Source organism: Streptosporangium sp. NPDC053982 (assembly GCF_055585205.1).
The window spans coordinates 409,193-429,162 of sequence record NZ_JBVJKQ010000002.1 but is presented as its reverse complement, the minus strand read 5'-3'; the positions used below and the strand labels follow the sequence as shown (position 1 = coordinate 429,162).

The following is a 19,970-nucleotide window of genomic DNA, read 5'->3' as shown; positions in this document are numbered from 1 at the left end:
CAGTGAAAATCGCTGCTTGACCCTGTCGGCTAATTGCATTAGCTTTCAGGCTATGGAGATTAGCCGACAGGGACGGGCGATGGACGAGACGCTGAAGATCGACGGTGGCGAGATCGCGTACCGGGTGGCCGGAGAGGGCCCGCTGGTCGTCCTGTCGCACGGCATGGGCGACAGCAGAGAGGCGTACCGCTTCCTCATCCCGCGGCTCACCGCCGCCGGATACCGGGTCGCCACCGCCGACCTGCGCGGGCACGGCGATTCCACGCTCGGCTGGTCCTCCTACAACCGCACCGACACCGCCGGCGACCTGATCGCGCTGATCGAGCACCTGGGCGGCCCCGCGGTGATCGTCGGCCACTCGTTCTCCGGCGGCGCGGCCACCATCGCCGCCGTACGGCGGCCCGACCTGGTCGGCGCCGTCGTCGAGATCGGCCCGTTCACCCGCCCGCAGAAGCTCGACCTCGGCGGCCTGCTGCGCGTCCGCCGCCACCGCGCGGGCATGCTGCGGCTCATGGGCGCCGCGATGTTCAAAAGCCCCGGCCTGTGGAAGCGCTACCTCGACGTGGCCGTCCCCGGGGTCAAGCCCGCCGACTGGACGGACTACCTCGCCGCCCTGGAGGCCGACCTGAGCAGGCCGGGCCGGATGGCCGTGGTCTCCGCGATGGGCTTCGCCGCCCCGAACGACGCCGGCGAGGCCCTGCCGGAACTCCGGCGGCCCGCCCTCGTCGTGATGGGCGCCCTCGACCCCGACTGGGCCGACCCCGAGGCCGAGGCCCGCGCCATCGTCGCCACCATGCCGGAGGGACAGGGGTCGTACGTGATGATCGACGGCGGAGGGCACTACCCGCACGCCCAGTTCCCCGAGGAGGTCGCCGCCGCGGTGCTGCCCTTCCTCGAAGAGCACACCCGTGCCTAGGGCCTCCCTGTCCCGGGAGGCCGTCGTCGGCCTCGCACTGCGCGTCGTGGACGAGGAGGGCCCCGCCGCGCTCACCCTGGCGGCGGTGGCCGCCCGCGCCGGGGTGGCCACGCCGTCCCTGTACAAGCACGTGCGGAACCTCGCCGAGCTGCGCGAGCTCCTCTCCGCACACGTGATGGGCGAGATCTCGGCCCGCGTCGGCGACGCCGTGCTCGGCCGGTCGGGCGACGAGGCCCTGCGCGCCCTGATGACCGCCTGGCGCTCGTACGTCCGGACCCACCCCGGCCGCTACGCGGCCATGATCCAGAGCCCGCAGCCGGGCGTGGCCGAGGCGGGAAAACACCTGGTGGACGTCCTGTTCGCGGCCGTGCGCTCCTACGACCTGACCGACTCCGAGACGGTCCACGCGGTCCGCTGCCTGCGCGCGGTCGTCCACGGCTTCACCCTGCTGGAGGCCGCGGACGCGTTCGGCCTGCCCGAGTCGCTCGACGACACCTACGAGCTGCTCACCCGCATGGTCATCGCCGGCCTGCGCGAGCCCCGGCCCTGACCCCGGGACGTCCCGCGCGGGGATCGGGACCCCGAGGCCGGCCGGAACACCCGCATCGGGAGGTACGGCCCGCCGCCGCGCGGAAGAGCCCGGAGCCGGTCACGGGACCCGCGGGGACGGGGCGTCGGCGTACCGCGTGCTCAGCGGTGCGGGCGACCGGTCCCGGGATCCGCGGGAACGGAGGTCCCGGAACCGGCCGGAACGCCTACGCCGGGACGTACCGCTCGTCGCCGCGCAGGAGGTCCCCGGCCCCCGGGACGGCCGGCTCCGGCGCCTCGGCGGGGTCGTGGCCGAGGCCGGTGATCCGGTTGCCGCTGTCGACGTGGACGATCCGGGGCCGGAAGCTCCTGGCCTCGGCGTCCTCCATCTGGCCGTACCCGATGATGATCACCAGGTCGCCCACATGGACGAGCCGGGCGGCGGCGCCGTTGATGCCGATGACCCCCGAGCCGCGGGGGCCCGGGATCGTGTAGGTCACCAGCCGGGCGCCGTTGTCGATGTCGACGATGTGCACCTGCTCGCCGGGGAGCAGTCCCGCGGCGTCCAGCAGGTCCTCGTCGATCGTCACCGATCCCACGTAGTGCAGGTCGGCCTGGGTGACGACGGCCCGGTGGATCTTGGAGGTGAGCATGGTCCGGAACATGCCTGAAGAAGCCCTTCCGTGTGGTCGCGCCGCCCCGTGGCGTGCACGCCTGATGCGGAATATATCCGAGCCCGTCCCGGGATCTGCTCGCCGTGTGCTCCGTTCCCACCGGATTCCCATCGGATTCCGCAGGGGCGTCCGGTCCCGTCACGTGACGGGACCGCGGGCCGTGCTCGGGAGACGCGCGGAGATCTCCCGCACCCACCGCGCCGCCGCCCCGACCACCGCGGGGAGACGCAGGGAGACGCGCGGAGGCGTCAGAGCGTGACGGTCACGTTGTCGATCAGCCGGGTGGAGCCGACCTTCGCCGCCACGGCCAGGATCGCCTCCCCCTCGTGGTCGTCGCCGGCCTCCTCGAAGGTGGCCGGGTCGACCAGGACGAGGTAGTCGAGGGACACCGCGGGCTCGCCGTCCAGGACCTCCCGCGCGGCCCGGCGGATCTCCGCGGGCGTCCGCCGCCCAGCCCCCGCGAACAGCGCCCGGGACAGGCTCAGCGCGGCCCGCCGGTCGTCGCCGGACAGGTACCGGTTGCGGCTGGACAGCGCCAGGCCGTCGGCCTCGCGGACCGTGGGGCCGCCGACGACCGCGACCGGCACGTCGAGGTCGGCGACCATCCGGCGGATCATCGCGAGCTGCTGGGCGTCCTTCCGGCCGAACACCGCCACGTCCGGCCGTACCAGGTTGAACAGCTTGAGCACCACGGTCAGCACGCCGTCGAGGTGGCCGGGCCGGAAGGCGCCCTCGGCGATCGTGCCCATCCGCCCCGCCGACACGCCGACCTGCCGGTCCGGCAGGTACATGTCGTCGGCGGAGGGCGCGAACACCACGCTCACCCCCTCGGCGGCGCACACCGCAAGGTCCGCGTCGAACGTCCGGGGGTAACGGGAGAAGTCCTCGGCCGGGCCGAACTGCAGGGGGTTCACGAAGACGCTCACGACGACGTGGTCCGCCCGCTCCCGGGCCAGCCGCATGAGCGAGCGGTGCCCCTCGTGCAGCGCGCCCATCGTCGGCACCAGCGCCAGCTCCGCCGTACCCCGGGAGATCCCGCCGTGCGCCCCGAGTGCCCGGCGCGCCTCGGCCAGCTCGGCGCGGTTGCGCGCCACGATCACGTCCATATGTTGCCTCCCAGCGCGTCCAGGAGGCGCTCGGCGGTCTCGGGCTTGAGCAGCCCGGCCGCCAGCGCCCGGTCCGCCGTGAGCCTAGCGAGCGCCACGTAGGCGTCCGCCGCCTCGGGAGCGGCCAGGATGAGGGCGTCGATGTGCTTGCGCACCGTCCCGGCGTCCCCGCGCACCACGGGCCCGGTCAGCCCCGCGAGGCCGAGCCGCAGCACGTTGTCCAGGGCGGCGCCCAGCAGCGGGCCGAGCATCCTGCCCGGCTGCTCCACGCCGATCCGCCCGAGGAGGTCGGCGGACTCCGCGACGAGCGTGACCATGTGGTTGGCGGCGCCGGCGAGGGCGGCGTGGTAGAGCGGCCGGTCGGCGTCCTCGATCCAGACCGGCTCGCCCTCCATCTCGATGACCAGCGCCTCGGCGACCGGGCGGAGCGGGCCGGGCGCGGTGACCCCGTAGGAGATGCCGACGAGGCGGCGCAGGTCGTCGTCCCGGCCGGTGAAGGTCATCACCGGGTGGAGAGCCAGCGGCAGCGCGCCCGCCTTGGCGGCCGGGTCCAGCACGCCCAGGCCGTACGCGCCACTGGTGTGGGCGACCATCTTGCCGCGCAGGTCGGCGCCGGTGCCGGCGAGGCCGGAGACCAGGTCCGGCAGGACGTCGTCGGGGACCGTCAGCAGGACGAGGTCGGACTGCGCCACCACCTCCTCCGGACGGCACGGGGTGACGCCGAGCCGCTCGACCGCCCGTTCCCTGGAGGAGTCGGAGACGCCGCTCGCCGCGACGATCCGGTGGCCCGCCCGCGCCAGGGCCGCACCGAGGGCCGAGCCGACCCGGCCGGCCCCGACGACCCCGACGGCAAGGCGCGCCGGATGATCACCTGCGTCCATGTTGTCCTGTCCTTGACCGCATCGGGGGCTCCGTGTCCAGTTGACCAGAGTAACGGGCCCGGCTTTCCCGGCCACGCACCGGCACATTCAGGAACGCCCGCGCCGTACGGCCGTGCGCCCGGTGGATCATCGGCTACCGGCCCGCACCGGCCGATCACCGGTCCACCGGCCCGGCGCCGCCGTCGCGCCCGGCCTGTCATCGGCCCTCGTGGAACCCCGCCGGACCTGTAGCGTCGTGGGCGTGTGGCTCACCTGGCGCGTCGCGATGGAGCAAGCGCTCTACGGAGAGAACGGCTTCTACCTGCGAGAGCGTCCCTCCGGGCACTTCCGGACCTCCGTGGGCGCCTCCCCCGTCTTCGCCGAGGCGGTGCTGCGCCGGCTGGTGACGGTGGACGACGCGCTCGGCAACCCGCCGGTGATCGACCTGGTGGACGTCGGCGCCGGTGAGGGCGAGCTGGCCGCCCGGGTGCTCGCCGCCGCGCCACCCGGCCTCCGCGAGCGGCTGCGGGCGACCGGGGTGGACCTCGCGTCCCGGCCGCCCTCGCTGCCGGCGGAGATCCGGTGGGCGCACGCCGTACCGGACGGCGTCCGCGGCCTGGTGATCGCCAACGAGTGGCTGGACAACGTGCCCCTGGACGTCGCCGAGCAGACGGCGGACGGCCCCCGGCTGGTCCTGGTGGACCCCGTGGACGGCGCGGAACGCCTCGGGGAGGCCCCCTGCGACGCCGACCTCGCCTGGCTGAACCGCTGGTGGCCGATGCGGTCGCCCGGCGAGCGGGCCGAGATCGGCAGGCCGCGCGACGAGGCGTGGGCCTCGGTGATCGTACGGCTGGCCGCCGGGGAGGCCGTCGCGATCGACTACGCGCACTCCCTTGCCGAGCGCCCGCCGTACGGCACGCTGACCGGTTACCGCGACGGGTCCCTGGTCCCGCCGGTGCCGGACGGGTCGTGCGACGTCACCGCCCACGTGGCCCTGGACGCCTGCGCGGTGGCCGGTGAACGCGCCGGGGCCGGCGGGGATGCCGGCGACACGGGGAAGGCCGGGGGCACCGGAGAAGCCGGGACCACCGCCGGGGCGCGGAGCACACACGCCGGGGGTGGCGGAGGCGTCGGGGGCGTCGAGGGCGTCGAGGGCGTCGAGGGCGTCGTCACGACGCTGACCACCCAGCGCCGGGCGCTCCTCGCCCTCGGCGTCACCGGTACCCGCCCGCCTGACGAGCTCGCCCGCACCGACCCGCGCGGCTACCTCCGGGCCCTCGCCAGGGCGTCCCAGGAGGCGGAACTGATCGCCACGGGCGGCCTGGGTGACTTCGGCTGGCTGGCCCAGTCACGCCTCTGAACGGGCCGACCGGCCCTGGCTCGCCTCCGGCTGAGCCGGTCAGACCTTTGTCCCCGAACGGACCGGTCGGCTCTGACCCACTCCCGAACGGACCGATCGGCTGTGGCCCGTCCCTGAGCGGACCGGTCGGTGAACCGCGGATTCGACGCCATGACTCATGATCGATACGGAGCCTGCCGGGCAGGGGGCCGCTCTGGAACGATGAGTTCTCCTCCGCCGGGCGGTCTGTCCCCGGGTAGGGACGCACACGCCCGGAGAAGGAGGACATTCCCATGTTCGAGCCGATCACAGAGCTGCACGAGGGGTTCAGCGAGCCCGGCGCCGAGGCGCGGCCGTGGCGGGAGGTGGCCGGCGTGCTGTCGGCGGCGGAGATGTTCTGGCTGTCGACCGTACGCCGTGACGGGCGTCCGCACGTCACGCCGCTCCCGGCGATCTGGCTCGACGGGGCGCTGCACTTCAGCACCGGCCCCGGCGAGCAGAAGGCGAGGAACCTGGAGCACGAGCCCCGCTGCGTCCTGACCACCGGCACCGACCGGCTCAGGTCCGGGCTCGACGTCGTGGTGGAGGGGACCGCCGTCCGGGTGACCGACGAGGGACTGCTCGGCAGGCTCGCGGAACGATGGAAGAGCAAGCTCGACTGGGACTACGCGGTCGCCGACGGGGCGTTCCGCGGCGGCGACGGCCGGCGGGCCCTGGTCTTCGGCGTCACCCCGGCGAAGGTGCTGGCCTTCGGCAAGGCGCCCTACAGCCAGACCCGCTACCGCTTCCCCGCCTGACCGTCACCGGTTCCCCCGGCGGCGGCTCAGGCGCCGACGGTCCCGTCCACGCCCTCGCGCAGGAGGTCGGCGTGCCCGTTGTGGCGGGCGTACTCGTGGATCAGGTGCAGCATCACCAGCCGCAGCGACACCTTCTCGTCCCACCTGGGGTTGTACGCCGTCACGTCGAGCGACTCGGCCTCCCGCTCGATCCGGCGGGAGTGCTCGACCTCCGCCTGCCAGGCGGCGAACGCCTCCGCGCGGGTGGACGCGCTCGCGTCGTAGGCCACCTGGTAGTCGTTCTCGTCCGACCAGACGAGCGGGATGTCCTCGCCGTTTATGATCTTGCGGAACCACGTGCGCTCCACCTCGGCCATGTGGCGCACCAGGCCGAGCAGCGAGAGCGTCGAGGGCGGCATCGACCGCCGCCGAAGTTCCTCGTCGGACAGGCCGTCGCACTTCATGGCGAGGGTCGCGCGGTGGTAGTCGAGGAAGGCGCGCAGCGTCTCACGCTCCCCCGCGGTCAACGGCGGTCCGATCCGCTCCGTGGTCACTGCCTGTCCCCTCCGATCGGCGATTCCCTGCGCCGGGCCGTACCGGCGTCGCATTCCGGCAGGCACCCGTGCTGCTCCGGGGAACATAGCGGGTACGCCGCCACGCCGCCACGCCGCCCGGGGCTCGGGGCTCGGCCTGGGTGACAGGGGCAGAGGACCGTTAGGGCCGTTTCGAGGGCGGCGACTGGAACCGCGGGCTGGAGAGGTCCTTGCTGTCGCGGCTCGCGACGACACCGGGCAGGTTCGTGGCGGCCTCGGCGCAGTCGCCGCTGATACAGCCGCTCAGGCTGCTCTTATGCCGCTCAGCGGCGAAATCAAATGCTTGAATGAACGCTCCTTCCTTTTCGACCGCAGAAACCGAAAAGGAAGGAGGAATTAACACGCGCCGATGTCAAAGCTTCAAAAGCTCCGGACCACCGGGAAGCTCCGATCGCGCAGCGTCAAGTCCGGCCATCTTGGCGCGGATTCTACTGGCGGTGTCTTCGACACGATCTAAACTTTGAATGACGGCGGTAAGGAACGCATCTGCCGCCTCCAGCAGGCCAGAGCCAACGTGCATCCGTGTCCAACGGGATCCGATTCTGTCTTCTCGGACGATCGCGAGGACAGCCTCTCGACCCAGAAACTGATCATCGACCCACTCGTCCAACGTCTCAAGTGACTCGAAGGTCAAACCGGACAGACCGGCTACCACCTCTTCGTCCAACTTGACGTAAGCCCAGATCGATAGCTCTCCATCCCCCTCGAAGACCATCGTGAAGAGAACCGTCTCCTGGTCCATTTGGAAGGTACCGGTGAGGGGAATCTCATACCGATGGAAGACCTCCAGGCCCTCTGACCGAGCGTTCGGGCGCCACGGCAGACGGCCTCCCTTCACCAGGGAGTCAAGGTTCATGGGAACCACCTCCGCCTAAAAATGCCCAATAAAACAGTCAGCGAACCTTGCGGCCACATGATCCGGCCAGGGAATGTCCTGCCTCTCCAACGGGTCGTCGGCTGGCCATACCACTGAAACATGGGGGCCATTGACCTCACTTCCCGGTGTATGCACCACCGCGAAGCCCGCCTCTCGCAATCGACCGGCTGTGGTGTAGCGGGCACCCGCCTTGTCGGCTGCCGCCTGTATGGCTGCGGCACTGGCTCGCCTGCGGCGGTAACGGGTAGCCTCTTCAACGGTCAGCTTCCCCCGAAGAACGGATACCTCGCGTTCAGTCTCGATGCGGGGCGCATTAAGAAACTCGCCCGCAACCTTCGCATGATGGGTCAACACTTCATCATCCGCTACACACTCATCCGAGGGTGGTCCACATCGACATGCCCCTTGGCGCACATAACCCTGACCTGCCTGACCCATGCCGTGAACGTTAGCCAGCGATGGCTAGAATCACTGAAGAATCTCCATGGATCACTCAAATCGTTATTTCCAAACAGGATATTTAAAGTCTTCTAGGTGTATTTGTATCATTTTGCGAAGTTTGTCCGTTTATTACAACTTCAACCTCTTGTTAGCATACGCGCACTTATTGCCAAATAATAGAGGATTATCAGTGGCGACACTACTCTCAGTTGCCAAAATACTACTGATTGAAACTCTGATGCATGCGATTTGCTTCCCGGGACCATCGCAGGCAAAGAGCGATCAACGGCTGCTGGGTACCCACATGCTGCTTCGCTTCGGCATCCACCGGCGCCGGGCCGCACCGACGCCGGCCCCCGCACGCGCCCGCGCACCGTTTCAGGAGCAAATGGCGGCACACCACCGCGCCATCCGGCCCGAACGCCGTTCCGGCACCATCCCGGGAGCTCAGTCGGGGATGGTATAGGTGTACGACCACACGAACCGGCTCGCCGCGTGCACACCACGCGCGTACTCGACCGCCTGACCGTCGGCCGTACGGGTGACACGCCGCACCTCCACGACCGGTTCCCCTGACGGGAGATCGAGGAGGAGGGTCTCCTCGGCCGTGGGCATGCGGGCCTGGATGTCCTCGGTGATCTCATGCGGGGGAAGACCCCGGTCGGCCAGCACGCGGAACCCGCCGCCCGGACCGGCGATCCCGGGCGCGGGATCGACCAGGGGCGTGCCCTCGACATGGGCGGGGAGATAGTACGAGGTCATCGTGTGGGTGGGGACGCCGTCACGGGTCATGACGCGTGCCCGTTCGTACACCGGAGAGCCCGCCTCGACACCGAGCGCGACGGCAACCGTTTCGTCGGCGGTCACCAGGGACACGTCTTGTGTCTGGCGCCCCTGCTGCCGGGTGGAATCGCTGCCCGGCGCGCCGGTGGCGAACGCCTCGACGTCGGTCCGCTCCCAGCGGTGCCGCGCGTAGCGATCCGGCCCCAACCGGCGTATCGGATACGACTCACGCACGTAGGCGCCCGAGCCATGCCGGGTGACCACCAACCCTTCGTTCCTGAGCAGGATCAGCGCCTTGCTCGCCGTACTGCGTGACACGTCGTAGCGCTCGGCGAGATCCCGGACGGAGGGCAGCTTGGCTCCGGCGGGCAGGCGACCAGCCGCGATGTCGTCGCGCAGATCGGCCACGATGCGCTGCGCGGGTGACTGAGGATCTGGATGCATATGAGCACCCTACCGAAGTGTCGTAGGCCATTTTCTTGACGACAAGCCTGACCGGCCTTAACTTTATGTGTCCTACGACACTTAGACGGGCCCGCCAGGACGCTCGCAACGTCTGACGAGCCCTTGATCAGGAAGTGGCTCCTGACCCATGACGAACACTAGTGCTCCGGTCCTCGACCGGGTCGCGGTAAGCGGATGCGGCTGTTTCGCCGACGGGCCGCCGATGCCGATGGGGTGTGCCCACTGCGGGCACCCGCCGTACGCGCATGGCTGCCCCGGCCGAGCCGCCGACCACGACTACGCGCAGCCGTCCGGTGAGCTGATGGCCGCGCGGATGGAGGCGCGTCACCGGCTGGGGCCGAGGCGCGTTCCGCGCTTCGCGCCGCCCTCCGCCGTGGCGCCGGCCGAGGTGATCCCCCTGGTCCCCGCCCAGCGCCGCCCCGAGCCGGGCGTCCCGGCGGTCCGACGGCCCCCGGCCCCCGTACGGCGGGCCCCGACGGCCGGGCGCGCCCCGGATGCGCGGCTCGTCCTTCAGGAACCCGTCCCGCAGGAGTCCCGGAGCCCGGAGGTCCCCGTTCCTCCCCGTGCCGATGGGAACGGCGAGACCAATGCGACCACCGACACGAACGGTGAGACCCGCATGAGCAGCAGGACCCGCACGACCCCTGGAACCGATCCGTCCGGCGTCACCGACGTGCGGACAGGCCCTGGACGCGATGACGGAGGTCCGACCCGTGGAACAGCCCGAGACCGCACGATCCCGACCGGCGATTCCCGGGTGGCGGATCATCCGCAGCGACGCCGGACGGTTCTGGGCCAGCCGGGAGCGCCCCTTCGCCGAGGGGTCGCGGTGGGACGGCCCGCCGTACCGGACCGTGGACGCCGACACCTTCGAGGAGCTTCGGGCCGAGGTCGCCCGGCAGGAGGAGGCGGCTCGGATGCCCGGCCCGCGCGGCATCGCGGAAGGGACGGCCGAGTCATCCGGCCCGCTCCGAGGTGTTACGGGCCGTGGGCTTCCCGGAACGGGCCTTCCGCCTTCCCCGGCGGGTTCCACGACCCCTTGAGTGGGCTTGGCGCCCGCTCCACCGGCGTGATGCCACCCATGAACGGACGCGGCGGCGGGCCGGCCTTCGGGTGCGCGTCACCGCGTCGCCGACGTGCGGCCTGGGGCGGAGGGGCTCCGGGCCGCACCCGCCGCCGACTCCCTGGCTCCCGCTCCAGCGCGCCGATCCGGGGATCGGCGCGGCGGCACGCCGTACCGAACCGCCGGGATGACGTGGCCGCACCCTGAACCGGCATGGCGGTGCGGAGCGCCCCCGTCCCGCACCGCCATGCCCTGGCGGCCGGTCCGAGAACACGGTCCGGGCCGCTGGTACTCCAGTGGGGCCCGTACACATAACGGAGGATCTCAGTCAGGGGCTCAGCCAGCGGATGGTCGGAACAATGGGCGGCGCCATGCTTCGCATAGAGCGAATACATCTTCGGTCATACCGAATGCCGAAAGGGTTGCGCGGAGAGCCGCAGGACAATCGACCGGCCCAGGTAGTCGATCACCGATCCGAGCCGAGTAACCCCGCAGCCAGCAGGAGCGGGGGCTCCCGGCCGGTTCACCCTCCGCAGGGACGCGCTCCCAGAACTCGGCACCGATCAACAGGCGACCTCCCGGGTTGACCGACTGACATCAGAATACGTTCTGATGTACATTCGAGAGGTGAGCACCAGCCAGGCCGACGCGGTGACCTTTTCCGATCTCTCACGGAATCCCCGCGCGGTCGCCGAGCGCGCGGCGCGCCTGGGGCGCGTGCGCGTCACGCATCGGGACGCCCCGGATTTCTACTTGACCGCGGCGGACCGCGAAGAAGAGCGCGAACAAACGCTGGCCACCGCGTCCCGGTTGTTCCTTGCGTTGATCAAGCATGACCCCACCGCACGCGCACTGGTCATCGCCATGCCGGAGGTCTTCCCCTGGGTTCGCCATCTGTCGGTGGACGAGCTTCGCGCCTTCACCCTGGAACTGGTCGAAGCGCTGTCCGACGCGGCTGAGCTGGATGTCGACACCACAAGCCAGGAGGTCATCGCGGGCTGGCGGGCCACCGCCAGGATCAAGGCCGACCCCGCACTCCACGCCGAAGCCCGAAAGCCCACGAGCGGCGACTTCGGCCCCGTGCGGGTTTCGGCGTGAGCCCCAAGCGCGGAGACCGGGTCACGGTGCCACCACCGGATGGTGAGTGGGATGTTCGATTCGGTACCGGTGACGCGGTCAGGGGCTGGGAAGAGCTGTGCCGCCACGCTCTGGCCAATACGCGCCGATGCTTCGAGGTACTGCGGGCCGACCCCCGTTCGCGATCCAGTCATGATCGTCAGCATCGCCTACGCGGTGATCTCGCGACTCATCGCCACAACGGCAAGGATCTGGAACAGTGGGAATTCGAAGTCACCAGCGGCGGGCGGGTGCGCTATGCCATCGATGACGACACCCGCACCGTATGGGTGATCTACGCCTCACCTCGACATCCCAAGGACACCGAGTAGTCGGCGACCGCCGGGCGAAACCAGACGTCATCGCAGGCAGTCGGCCTGATCCGAGTCGGTTCATGTCCTTGGGCCGAGTCTCCGGACCGAAGCCGGTCCCGCCCTTCCGTGAAGGTGCGAGTCCGGTTCGACCTCCGCAGGGCGTACGGACGGGTTCAGATCCTCACGTCGAGGGCCGTGAGGCCGCGGATGACGTAGCCGGGGCCCCAGGTCGGCTCGGCGGTGAGTTCCATCTTCGGGGCCCGGCGCAGCAGGGCGCCGAACGACTCGATCAGCTCGATCCGGGCGAGGGGCGCGCCGAGGCAGAAGTGGATGCCCGCGCCGAAGGAGATGTGCGGGTTGTCCACCCGGCCCACGTCGAGGCGCTCGGGGTCGGCGAAGACCTCGGGGTCGCGGTTGGCCGAGCCGAACAGCAGCGCCACCTCCGAGCCGCGCGGGATGTCGATCCCTCCCACGGTGATGTCCTCCAGCACCCAGCGCTCGAACATCTGCAGCGGGGTGTCCCAGCGCATCAGTTCCTCGATCGCGCTGGGCAGCAGGCCGTGGTCGGCGCGCAGCCGTTCCAGCTCGGCCGGGTTGCGGAACAGCGACCACCAGCCGTTGCCGGTGACGTTGACCGTGGCCTCGTGCCCGGCGTTGAGCAGCAGCACGCAGGTGCCGACCAGCTCCTCCTCGGTGAGCCGGTCGCCCTCGTCGGCCACCTGGGCGAGCGCGCTGATCAGGTCGTCGCCGGGGTCGGTACGGCGGGCACGCGCCAGCTCGACGAGGTAGGCGGAGAACTCCTCGGCCGCGCGTACGGCGGTGTGCTGGGCCTCGACCGAGGGGTTGAGTTCGTACATCCCGCAGATGTCGGCCGACCAGGGCCGCAGCAGGTGCCGGTCGGCCTCGGGCACGCCGAGCATCTCGGCGATCACGGTCACCGGGAGCGGCTCGGCCACCTCGGAGATGAGGTCGCCGCCGCCGCGTTCGGCGAACGCCTCGACCAGCTCTCCGGCGATCCGGGCGACCTTGGGGCGCAGCGTCTCGACCATGCGCGGGGTGAACGCCTTGGAGACCAGCCGGCGCAGCCGGGTGTGCACCGGCGGCTCGACGTCGAGCATCCCGGCCCTGATCACCCGCCAGAACGGGTCCTGGAACTCCGGGTCGTCCGGCCTGCCGAACTCGGCGTGGGTCGCCACGTGCAGGTAGGACCGGCCCAGCCGGCGGTCACGCAGCAGCGCGTTGACGTCGGCGTGCCGGGCGATCAGCCACTGGCCCGTCGGCTCGAAGAAGCCGACCGGCCGCTCGCGTCGCAGCTCGTCGTAGACGTCGTAAGGGTGGGCGACGAATTCCGGATTCCAAGGATCAAAGCGCACGTAGACATCGTAATGTCCCAGGTGGCCGGGCCCCAAGGCCCCGGAGATCCACGAGACATCTGTCCGCATTCCGAGACACGGAGCTTGCGGCGGGGCCGCTGTCGTCGATTATAGTCCCCGGTAGGTCATGAGTGCCAGCGACAAGCCCCGGCTAGCTGGCCGGCAACCCTCGCGTCCGCGGCGGGGTGCCCCGGGTGAGGACCTGGTCCGGCGCGAGGTGCGCCGGGCAAGCGCGGACTCCACGCATCGACGCCGTGGCTTGGGGTCCGATGACCTCCTAAGGAGCACGGGCGTGTCCACCCTGACGATCTTCGCCTCCACCGCCCCCGCCGACACCGCTTCCGGCGACGTGGCCGACCGCACCACGCGAACCGCCGCCGGAAACGCCCCGGCCGCCCCGGAAACCGCCGCCCCCGCCGCCGGAAGCACCCCGGCCGTCCCGGGAACCGCCGTACCGGGAAGCACCCTCCCCGGGACCCGCGTGCCCGAGGCCCGGCGGATCCCGGCGGTGCTCGGCGCTGACCTCGAAGTCCCGGTCCGCGGCGGCCGGCTGGTCCCCTACGCCAACTTCGACTACGCCGCCAGCGCGCCCTGTCTGGAGCCGGTGAGCGCCGCCGTCGCCGCCGCGCTCCCGGCCTACTCCAGCGTCCACCGCGGCGCCGGCTACGCCTCCCAGCTCACCACCGCCCGCTACGAGCGGGCCCGGCACACGGTCCGCGCCTTCGCCGGGGCCCGCCCGGACGACGCGGTGGTCTTCACCCGCAACACCACCGACGCCACCAACCTGCTGGCCCGCTGCCTGCCCGAGGGGACCACGGTCGTGGTCTTCGACACCGAGCACCACGCCTCGCTGCTGCCGTGGCGGCGTGCCGTACGGCTGGCGCCGCCGGCGTTCCCGGGTGAGGCGGTCCGCGCCGCGGACCGGGCGCTCGCCGAGATCGAGGGCCCCAAACTGCTGGTCGTGACCGCCGCCTCCAACGTCACCGGGGAGCTGTGGCCGATCGCCGCGCTGGCGCACATCGCCCACCGGCACGGCGCCCGCGTCCTGGTGGACGCCGCCCAGCTCGTCCCGCACCGCCCGGTCAACCTGACCGCGCTCGACCTGGACTACGTGGTCTTCTCCGGTCACAAGCTCTACGCGCCGTTCGGCACGGGCGCGCTGATCGGCCGCCCGGACTGGCTGTCCGGAGCCGAGCCGTACCTGCGCGGCGGGGGTGCGGTGCGGGCGGTCGCGGACGGCGGGGAGGCCGACTGGCACGACGACCCCGAGGCCCGCCACGAGGCCGGCACCCCGAACGTCCTCGGCGCCGTCGCCCTCGCCGCCGCCTGCGACGCGCTGACCGCGACCGGCTGGACCGCGCTGGTCCGCGAGGAGGAGCGTCTCCTCGCCCGGCTGCGTGCCGGGATCGCCGGGATCGAGGGGGTTCGTGAGCTGTCCCTGTGGGACCCCGCCCATCCCCGCGTCGGCATCGTCTCCTTCACCGTGGCCGGCCGTACCGCCCGGGAGGTCGCCGAGATACTGTCCTCCGAGTACGGCATCGGCGTCCGGGACGGCAGGTTCTGCGCCCACCCCTTCGTCCGGCACCTCCTGGACGCCCACCGCCCGGACGCCGACCGCGACCCGCGGCGGCCGGACGCCGCCGACGGCGGCTGCGACGACGGGACCGCCTCGGCCGTCCGCGCGTCGATCGGCATCGGCACCGTCGACGAGCACGTGGACCGCCTGGTGTCCGCCCTGCGGGAGATTGCCGCGCGACGCTGACGTGGGAGCATAGCCCTATGAGTGAGCGTCGCACCGAAGGGGCGTCCCGGGAGCTGCACGTGGGCATCGGGGCCGGGGCGGAGGCCGTACGGCCGGCCCCGGCTGACGGGCCGGTGGCTCCCGGCGCGCAGGGCAAGGAGCTCGCCACCGAGGACATGGTCCTCAACATCGGACCGCAGCACCCCTCCACCCACGGGGTGCTGCGGCTGCGGCTCACCCTGGACGGAGAGCTGATCAGCTCGGCCGAACCCGTCGTGGGCTACATGCACCGCGGCGCGGAGAAGCTGTTCGAGGTGCGCGACTACCGGCAGATCATCGTGCTGGCCAACCGGCACGACTGGCTGTCGGCGTTCGCCAACGAGCTGGGCGTGGTGCTCGCGGTGGAACGGATGATCGGCATGGAGACGCCGCCCCGGGCCGTCTGGACCCGCACGCTGCTGGCCGAGCTGAACCGGGTGCTCAGCCACCTGATGTTCCTCGGCTCCTACCCGCTGGAGCTCGGCGCGATCACCCCCGTCTTCTACGCGTTCCGTGAGCGCGAGACCCTCCAGGCCGTGATGGAGGAGGTCTCCGGCGGGCGGATGCACTACATGTTCAACCGGGTCGGCGGCCTGAAGGAGGAGCTGCCCGAGGGCTGGTCGGAGCGGGCGGCGCGGGCCGTCGCCGACGTGCGGCGGCGGCTGCCCGACATCGAGAACCTGATCGTGGACAACGAGATCTTCCTCGCCCGCACCCGCGGGGTGGGCGTCCTGGACCGCGAGACGATCATGCAGTACGGCGTGAGCGGCCCGATCGCCCGTGCCTCCGGCGTGGACATGGACCTGCGCCGGGACGAGCCCTACCTCGCCTACGGCGAGCTGCCGGTGCGGGTCGTCACCCGGGAGGCCGGCGACTGCCACGCCCGGTTCGAGGTGCTGCTGGAGCAGGTGAAGGTCTCCCTCGACCTGGCCGACGCCTGCCTGGAACGGCTGCGCGAGCTGCCGCCGGGGCCGATCAACCAGCGCCTGCCCAAGGTGCTCAAGGTCCCCGAGGGCCACACCTACGCCTGGACGGAGAACCCGCTCGGCCTCAACGGCTACTACCTCGTCTCACGCGGCGAGAAGACCCCGTGGCGGCTGAAGCTCCGCTCGGCCTCATACAACAACGTCCAGGTGCTGCGCGAGATGCTCCCCGGCCACCTGGTCTCCGACATGGTGGCCATCCTCGGCTCGATGTTCTTCGTGGTCGGCGACATCGACAAGTGACGCCGCCGCCGGACCCGGCGTCCGGGTCCGGCGTCCCCGGTGAAAGACGGACCCCGGAGACGGTCCGGCCGGTCACCGCTCCCCGGCCGCTCCCGGCCTCCGGACGGTCACCGGGTGGCCGACCGGCGGGAAAGGCCGGGACTCCTCAGTGCCCGGCCTCCCGGCCCTTCTCGGTGGGGTCCTTGGGCACCCGGCAGCAGTGCTCCAGGTACAGCGCCGCGCAGACCAGCACCACGCAGCCGACGAACGAGCCGCCGGCGATGAAGAAGTCACGGCGTGGCACGCCCTGTTCCAGCAGGTCCGCGGTGTAGAAGGCGAACCCGGCGAAGACGCCCGCGAAGACGGCTCCGCCGTACGCCGACGCCTGGGCCAGGGCGGCCAGGCGGGCCACCGCCATCGGCTCGACGGGTTTGGTGTCCGGCCTGCGCTCGATCCGGGCCCTGGTCATCCATCCGGTGTACGCCTCGCCGAGCGCCAGCAGGAAGACGGTCGGGATCGCCGTCCACGGCACGGTCGGCAGGGACGAGTAGAACGGCTTCAGCGCGACCCAGGTGAGGACGCCGAACACGACGATGAGCCCGACGATCACGTCGGGGCGGCTGGGCCTCACTCGGGCCTCTGCAGCGTCAGATCCGCGCGCGGCCGCACGCCCTCCTGGTCCAGCCCGGCCAGCAGGTCGGTGACCCGCCGCCCGGCCAGCGTCGCCTCCGGATCGACCCGCGACCACGGAACCAGCACGAACGCCCGCTCGTGCGCCCGGGGGTGCGGCAGCGTCAGCTCCGGGTCGCCGGAGACGACGTCCCCCACCGTGATGAGGTCGACGTCGAGGGTGCGGGCGCCCCAGCGTTCCATCCGGATCCGCCCGAAGGCGTTCTCCACGTTCTGGGCGCGTTCGAGGATCGTCCGGGGGTCCAGGGAGCTCTCGGCGATCACCACCGCGTTGAGGTACGGGCCCTGTTCGGGGCCGCCGACCGGGTCGGTCTCGTAGACCGGCGACACCGCGACGAAGGCCAGCCCCGGCGCGTCGAAGAGCGCGTCCAGCGCGCCCTGCAGGGTGTCGAAGCGGTCGCCCAGGTTGCTGCCGAGCGCCAGCACGACCTTCATCCGCGGCCCTCCCGGCTTCTCCTGATCGTCACGACCACGTCGTCGAACGGCAGCGGGATCGGCGCGGCCGGTTTGTGGACGCTCACCTCGGCCGACTCCACCGGCTCGTACGCCAGGCAGACGTCGGCCAGACGCCGGGCGAGCGTCTCGATCAGGTCTACCGGCTCGCCCTCCACGACCTTCACCAGTTCCTGGGCGAGCTCACCGTAGTGCACGGTCCTCGTCAGGTCGTCCGCTGCCGCCGCGGGGGCGGTGTCGAGGAAGAGCGTGACGTCCACGACGAACTCCTGACCCAGCTCCCGCTCGGCCGCGAGCACGCCGTGCCGTCCTCTCGCCCGCAACCCCCGCACGCTGATCCGGTCGGTGCCTGTCGGATCTGTCACGCCGCCTCGTCCTCCTCCTCGTCGTCGTCGCTCTGCAGCACGGGCGAACCGTGGTGCAGCCAGAGCCTCCAGCCCTCGGCCGTCCTGACGAAGGTGTTGCTCGCCACCACCTTGCCCGCGGCGAAGCTGGAATCACCTTCGTCGCCCGCGGTGAGGATGTTCTCCTCGCAGGTGAGGATGGCGACGTCGCCCATGACCATCACCCGGACGTCGGTCAGCACGAACTGGATGTAGGGGGTGTTGGCCATGAGCAGCGCCCAGGAGCGCAGCACCTCCGGGCGGCCCGACACGATCGGCCACCCGGGATGCACGCAGCTCACCTGCCGGCCGTCCATGTCCTCGGCCCAGATCTCGGTCATCCGGTCGAGGTCGGCGTTCTCGATCGCGGTGTAGAACGACTGGTTGACCGTCTCGACGGCGGTGGTGTCGACGCTCATGCTCTCGCTCCCTGGACGGCTGCGGCGATGCGGACGGCGTCCGCGTTCGGGCGTACGTTGTGCACCCGCACACACCACGCCCCCTGCCGGGCGACGATGGCCGTCACGGCGAGCGTGGCGTCGTCGCTGCGGTCGAAGGGCCGTGGCGTACCGTCCGGATCGGCGAGCAGCCTTCCCAGGAAACGCTTCCGGGACGCTCCGATGAGCAGTGGGTAGCCGAGCGTGGCGAGCCGGTCGAGCCCGCCGAGCACGGCCCAGTTGTGCTCGGCGTTCTTGGAGAAACCCAGTCCCGGGTCGAGCACGATCTGCTCCTCGGCGACGCCTTCGGCCAGCACCGAGGCCACCCGCTTGGCCAGTTCCTCGCGTACCTCGGTCACGACGTCGCCGTAGACCGCGCGGTCGTTCATCGCGTGGCTGTGGCCGCGCCAGTGCATGACCACGTACGCAACGCCGGTCGCGGCGACGACCCTCGGCATCTCCGGATCGGCCAGCCCGCCGCTGACGTCGTTGACCAGCACGGCCCCGGCGTCCACCGCGGCGCGGGCGACCTCGGCCCGCATGGTGTCGACGCTGACCGTGACGCCCGCGCGGCTGAGCTCCCGGATGACCGGCTCGACCCGGGCCAGCTCCTCGTCGAGCGGCACGCGCGCCGCGCCGGGCCTGGTGGACTCCCCTCCCACATCGACGATGTCGGCGCCCTGCTCGACCAGCTCGAGACCGTGCCGTACGGCGACCTTCGGGTCGAACCAGCGGCCGCCGTCGGAGAACGAGTCGGGGGTCACGTTGACCACGCCCATCACCAGGCACCGGCCGCGACCGGGCACCCCCGGCACCTTCCACGTAGTCATGCCGACAAGCCTAGGCGTTCCCCATGCTTCGCCCATATCGTGGGTCCGGCTTGCGAGAGGACGGGTCCGTTCCGGCCGGTCGGGGGGACGGGCGGCGCCGGGACGGCGCACGGAGCGGTGGACGGCACTTCTCGCGATCATCTCCCGCGTGGGTCGCCTTTCCCGGCCAGCCGATCGAGGAAGCGCTCGGAACAGGAACTCGGAGCATGCCGGACGGCCGGCAAGTGTGGCGATACTAACCCGATCCGGGGAGGCCCGACAGGTCTTTCCGCCCGGCCCGTACGGCGAAGCCCCGCCGGAACCGCGAGAGCGGCGCCGGCGGGGCTTCGAGGGCCGGGCCCGGTGGACGGGCGGCCCGATGGGTCCAGTGGGTCCGACGGACTCAGCGGATGATGAGCGCCATCGCCTCGGCGCGGGTCTTCTCACTGTTGCGGAAGTCGCCGCGCACCGCCGAGGTGATCGTCTTCGCTCCGGGCTTGCGGACCCCGCGCATGGTCATGCACAGGTGCTCGCACTCGATCACGACGATGACCCCCCGGGGCTCCAGCACCCGCATGAGCGCGTCGGCGATCTGGGAGGTCATCCGCTCCTGCACCTGCGGGCGGCGGGCGTACACGTCGACCAGCCTGGCCAGCTTGGACAGGCCGGTGACCTGCCCCTTCTGGTTGGGGATGTAACCGACGTGGGCGACGCCGTGGAACGGCACCAGATGGTGCTCGCAGGTGGAGTACACCTCGATGTCCCTGACGAGCACCATCTCGTCGTGGTCGACGTCGAAGACCGTGGTCAGCACGTCCTCCGGCGTCTGCCGCAGCCCGGCGAACTGCTCGGCGTAGGCGCGGGCGACCCGGGCCGGGGTCTCCTGAAGGCCGTCCCGGTCCGGGTCCTCACCGATCGCGATGAGGATCTCCCGGACGGCCTTCTCGATCCTGGCCGAGTCGATGCTCGCCGACTGTTCGGGCTCCACG

21 protein-coding genes and 1 riboswitch are annotated in these 19,970 nt (G+C 71.3%); of the genes, 8 read left to right on the top strand and 13 right to left on the bottom strand.

Annotated elements, in window-relative coordinates; translation table 11 throughout:
- Positions 1-52 precede the first annotated feature (52 nt).
- Entirely contained in the window at positions 53-916 is an 864-nt protein-coding gene (locus ACZ6W9_RS04760) for an alpha/beta fold hydrolase (RefSeq protein ID WP_389961187.1), read from the top strand.
- The gene (locus ACZ6W9_RS04755) at positions 909-1,466 is read left to right on the top strand and encodes a TetR/AcrR family transcriptional regulator (RefSeq protein WP_389961189.1); all 558 of its coding nucleotides are present in this window, start codon (positions 909-911) and stop codon (positions 1,464-1,466) included. The genes ACZ6W9_RS04760 and ACZ6W9_RS04755 overlap by 8 nt, the downstream gene beginning before the upstream one ends.
- Positions 1,467-1,671: 205 nt before the next feature.
- Here ACZ6W9_RS04755 and panD read toward each other — a convergent pair whose 3' ends face one another.
- The 3 genes from panD to ACZ6W9_RS04740 all read right to left on the bottom strand — a co-directional run bounded on the left by panD (position 1,672) and on the right by ACZ6W9_RS04740 (position 4,105).
- Positions 1,672-2,109: an aspartate 1-decarboxylase gene (gene panD / locus ACZ6W9_RS04750; RefSeq protein ID WP_362933509.1), complete on the bottom strand. Its 438-nt coding sequence runs from the start codon at positions 2,107-2,109 to the stop codon at positions 1,672-1,674.
- Positions 2,110-2,366: 257 nt separating this feature from the next.
- Positions 2,367-3,224, bottom strand: coding sequence for a pantoate--beta-alanine ligase (gene panC, locus ACZ6W9_RS04745; RefSeq protein WP_389961191.1), 858 nt, complete (start codon positions 3,222-3,224; stop codon positions 2,367-2,369).
- Positions 3,215-4,105, bottom strand: a complete 891-nt coding sequence (locus ACZ6W9_RS04740) for a Rossmann-like and DUF2520 domain-containing protein (RefSeq protein WP_389961193.1) — start codon at positions 4,103-4,105, stop codon at positions 3,215-3,217. Before ACZ6W9_RS04740 ends, panC begins: the two co-directional genes overlap by 10 nt.
- Before the next feature lie 241 nt (positions 4,106-4,346).
- Between ACZ6W9_RS04740 and ACZ6W9_RS04735 the strand changes: the two genes are divergently transcribed.
- The gene (locus tag ACZ6W9_RS04735; RefSeq protein WP_470116729.1) at positions 4,347-5,444 is read left to right on the top strand and encodes an SAM-dependent methyltransferase; all 1,098 of its coding nucleotides are present in this window, start codon (positions 4,347-4,349) and stop codon (positions 5,442-5,444) included.
- Between the two features lie 272 nt (positions 5,445-5,716).
- Entirely contained in the window at positions 5,717-6,220 is a 504-nt protein-coding gene (locus ACZ6W9_RS04730; RefSeq protein ID WP_389961197.1) for a pyridoxamine 5'-phosphate oxidase family protein, read from the top strand.
- A gap of 26 nt (positions 6,221-6,246) precedes the next feature.
- Here the strand turns inward: ACZ6W9_RS04730 and ACZ6W9_RS04725 are convergent, their stop codons facing one another.
- The 3 genes from ACZ6W9_RS04725 to ACZ6W9_RS04715 all read right to left on the bottom strand — a co-directional run bounded on the left by ACZ6W9_RS04725 (position 6,247) and on the right by ACZ6W9_RS04715 (position 9,337).
- The gene (locus tag ACZ6W9_RS04725) at positions 6,247-6,753 is read right to left on the bottom strand and encodes a DinB family protein (RefSeq protein WP_389961199.1); all 507 of its coding nucleotides are present in this window, start codon (positions 6,751-6,753) and stop codon (positions 6,247-6,249) included.
- Between the two features lie 391 nt (positions 6,754-7,144).
- The gene (locus ACZ6W9_RS04720) at positions 7,145-7,648 is read right to left on the bottom strand and encodes a hypothetical protein (protein ID WP_389961201.1); all 504 of its coding nucleotides are present in this window, start codon (positions 7,646-7,648) and stop codon (positions 7,145-7,147) included.
- 909 nt (positions 7,649-8,557) lie between these two features.
- A complete protein-coding gene (locus tag ACZ6W9_RS04715) occupies positions 8,558-9,337 on the bottom strand; it encodes a GntR family transcriptional regulator (RefSeq protein WP_389961205.1) in 780 nt (259 codons plus the stop codon).
- A gap of 1,711 nt (positions 9,338-11,048) precedes the next feature.
- On the opposite strand from ACZ6W9_RS04715, the gene ACZ6W9_RS04710 reads away from it, so the two are divergent.
- The gene (locus ACZ6W9_RS04710) at positions 11,049-11,519 is read left to right on the top strand and encodes a hypothetical protein (protein WP_389961207.1); all 471 of its coding nucleotides are present in this window, start codon (positions 11,049-11,051) and stop codon (positions 11,517-11,519) included.
- The gene (locus ACZ6W9_RS04705; RefSeq protein WP_389961209.1) at positions 11,516-11,869 is read left to right on the top strand and encodes a hypothetical protein; all 354 of its coding nucleotides are present in this window, start codon (positions 11,516-11,518) and stop codon (positions 11,867-11,869) included. The genes ACZ6W9_RS04710 and ACZ6W9_RS04705 overlap by 4 nt, the downstream gene beginning before the upstream one ends.
- A 155-nt stretch (positions 11,870-12,024) precedes the next feature.
- Here the strand turns inward: ACZ6W9_RS04705 and ACZ6W9_RS04700 are convergent, their stop codons facing one another.
- Positions 12,025-13,224 (bottom strand): cytochrome P450, encoded by a 1,200-nt coding sequence (locus ACZ6W9_RS04700; protein ID WP_389961211.1) that lies wholly within the window; start codon positions 13,222-13,224, stop codon positions 12,025-12,027.
- 123 nt (positions 13,225-13,347) lie between these two features.
- A riboswitch (SAM riboswitch) is annotated at positions 13,348-13,463 on the top strand.
- A 242-nt stretch (positions 13,464-13,705) separates the two neighbouring features.
- Between ACZ6W9_RS04700 and ACZ6W9_RS04695 the strand changes: the two genes are divergently transcribed.
- Positions 13,706-14,986, top strand: coding sequence for an aminotransferase class V-fold PLP-dependent enzyme (locus ACZ6W9_RS04695; protein WP_389961832.1), 1,281 nt, complete (start codon positions 13,706-13,708; stop codon positions 14,984-14,986).
- 17 nt (positions 14,987-15,003) lie between these two features.
- Positions 15,004-16,230 carry an NADH-quinone oxidoreductase subunit D gene (locus ACZ6W9_RS04690; RefSeq protein ID WP_389961213.1) on the top strand — a complete coding sequence of 409 codons (1,227 nt, stop codon included), beginning with the start codon at positions 15,004-15,006 and terminating at the stop codon, positions 16,228-16,230.
- A gap of 145 nt (positions 16,231-16,375) precedes the next feature.
- Here the strand turns inward: ACZ6W9_RS04690 and ACZ6W9_RS04685 are convergent, their stop codons facing one another.
- From ACZ6W9_RS04685 to folE, 6 genes are all read right to left on the bottom strand, one after another.
- Positions 16,376-16,840, bottom strand: a complete 465-nt coding sequence (locus ACZ6W9_RS04685; RefSeq protein WP_389961215.1) for a DUF3180 domain-containing protein — start codon at positions 16,838-16,840, stop codon at positions 16,376-16,378.
- Positions 16,837-17,334 (bottom strand): 2-amino-4-hydroxy-6-hydroxymethyldihydropteridine diphosphokinase, encoded by a 498-nt coding sequence (gene folK / locus ACZ6W9_RS04680; protein WP_389961217.1) that lies wholly within the window; start codon positions 17,332-17,334, stop codon positions 16,837-16,839. Before folK ends, ACZ6W9_RS04685 begins: the two co-directional genes overlap by 4 nt.
- Complete coding sequence (gene folB / locus ACZ6W9_RS04675) at positions 17,331-17,717, bottom strand: dihydroneopterin aldolase (protein ID WP_362933467.1); 387 nt, start codon at positions 17,715-17,717, stop codon at positions 17,331-17,333. The genes folK and folB overlap by 4 nt, the downstream gene beginning before the upstream one ends.
- Positions 17,714-18,154 carry a nuclear transport factor 2 family protein gene (locus tag ACZ6W9_RS04670; protein ID WP_362933464.1) on the bottom strand — a complete coding sequence of 147 codons (441 nt, stop codon included), beginning with the start codon at positions 18,152-18,154 and terminating at the stop codon, positions 17,714-17,716. Before ACZ6W9_RS04670 ends, folB begins: the two co-directional genes overlap by 4 nt.
- Positions 18,151-19,002, bottom strand: coding sequence for a dihydropteroate synthase (gene folP / locus ACZ6W9_RS04665; RefSeq protein ID WP_389961219.1), 852 nt, complete (start codon positions 19,000-19,002; stop codon positions 18,151-18,153). Before folP ends, ACZ6W9_RS04670 begins: the two co-directional genes overlap by 4 nt.
- 382 nt (positions 19,003-19,384) lie before the next feature.
- On the bottom strand, positions 19,385-19,969 hold the full coding sequence (gene folE / locus ACZ6W9_RS04660; RefSeq protein WP_389961221.1) for a GTP cyclohydrolase I FolE: 585 nt from the start codon (positions 19,967-19,969) through the stop codon (positions 19,385-19,387).
- Between the last annotated feature and the right edge of the window lies 1 nt (position 19,970).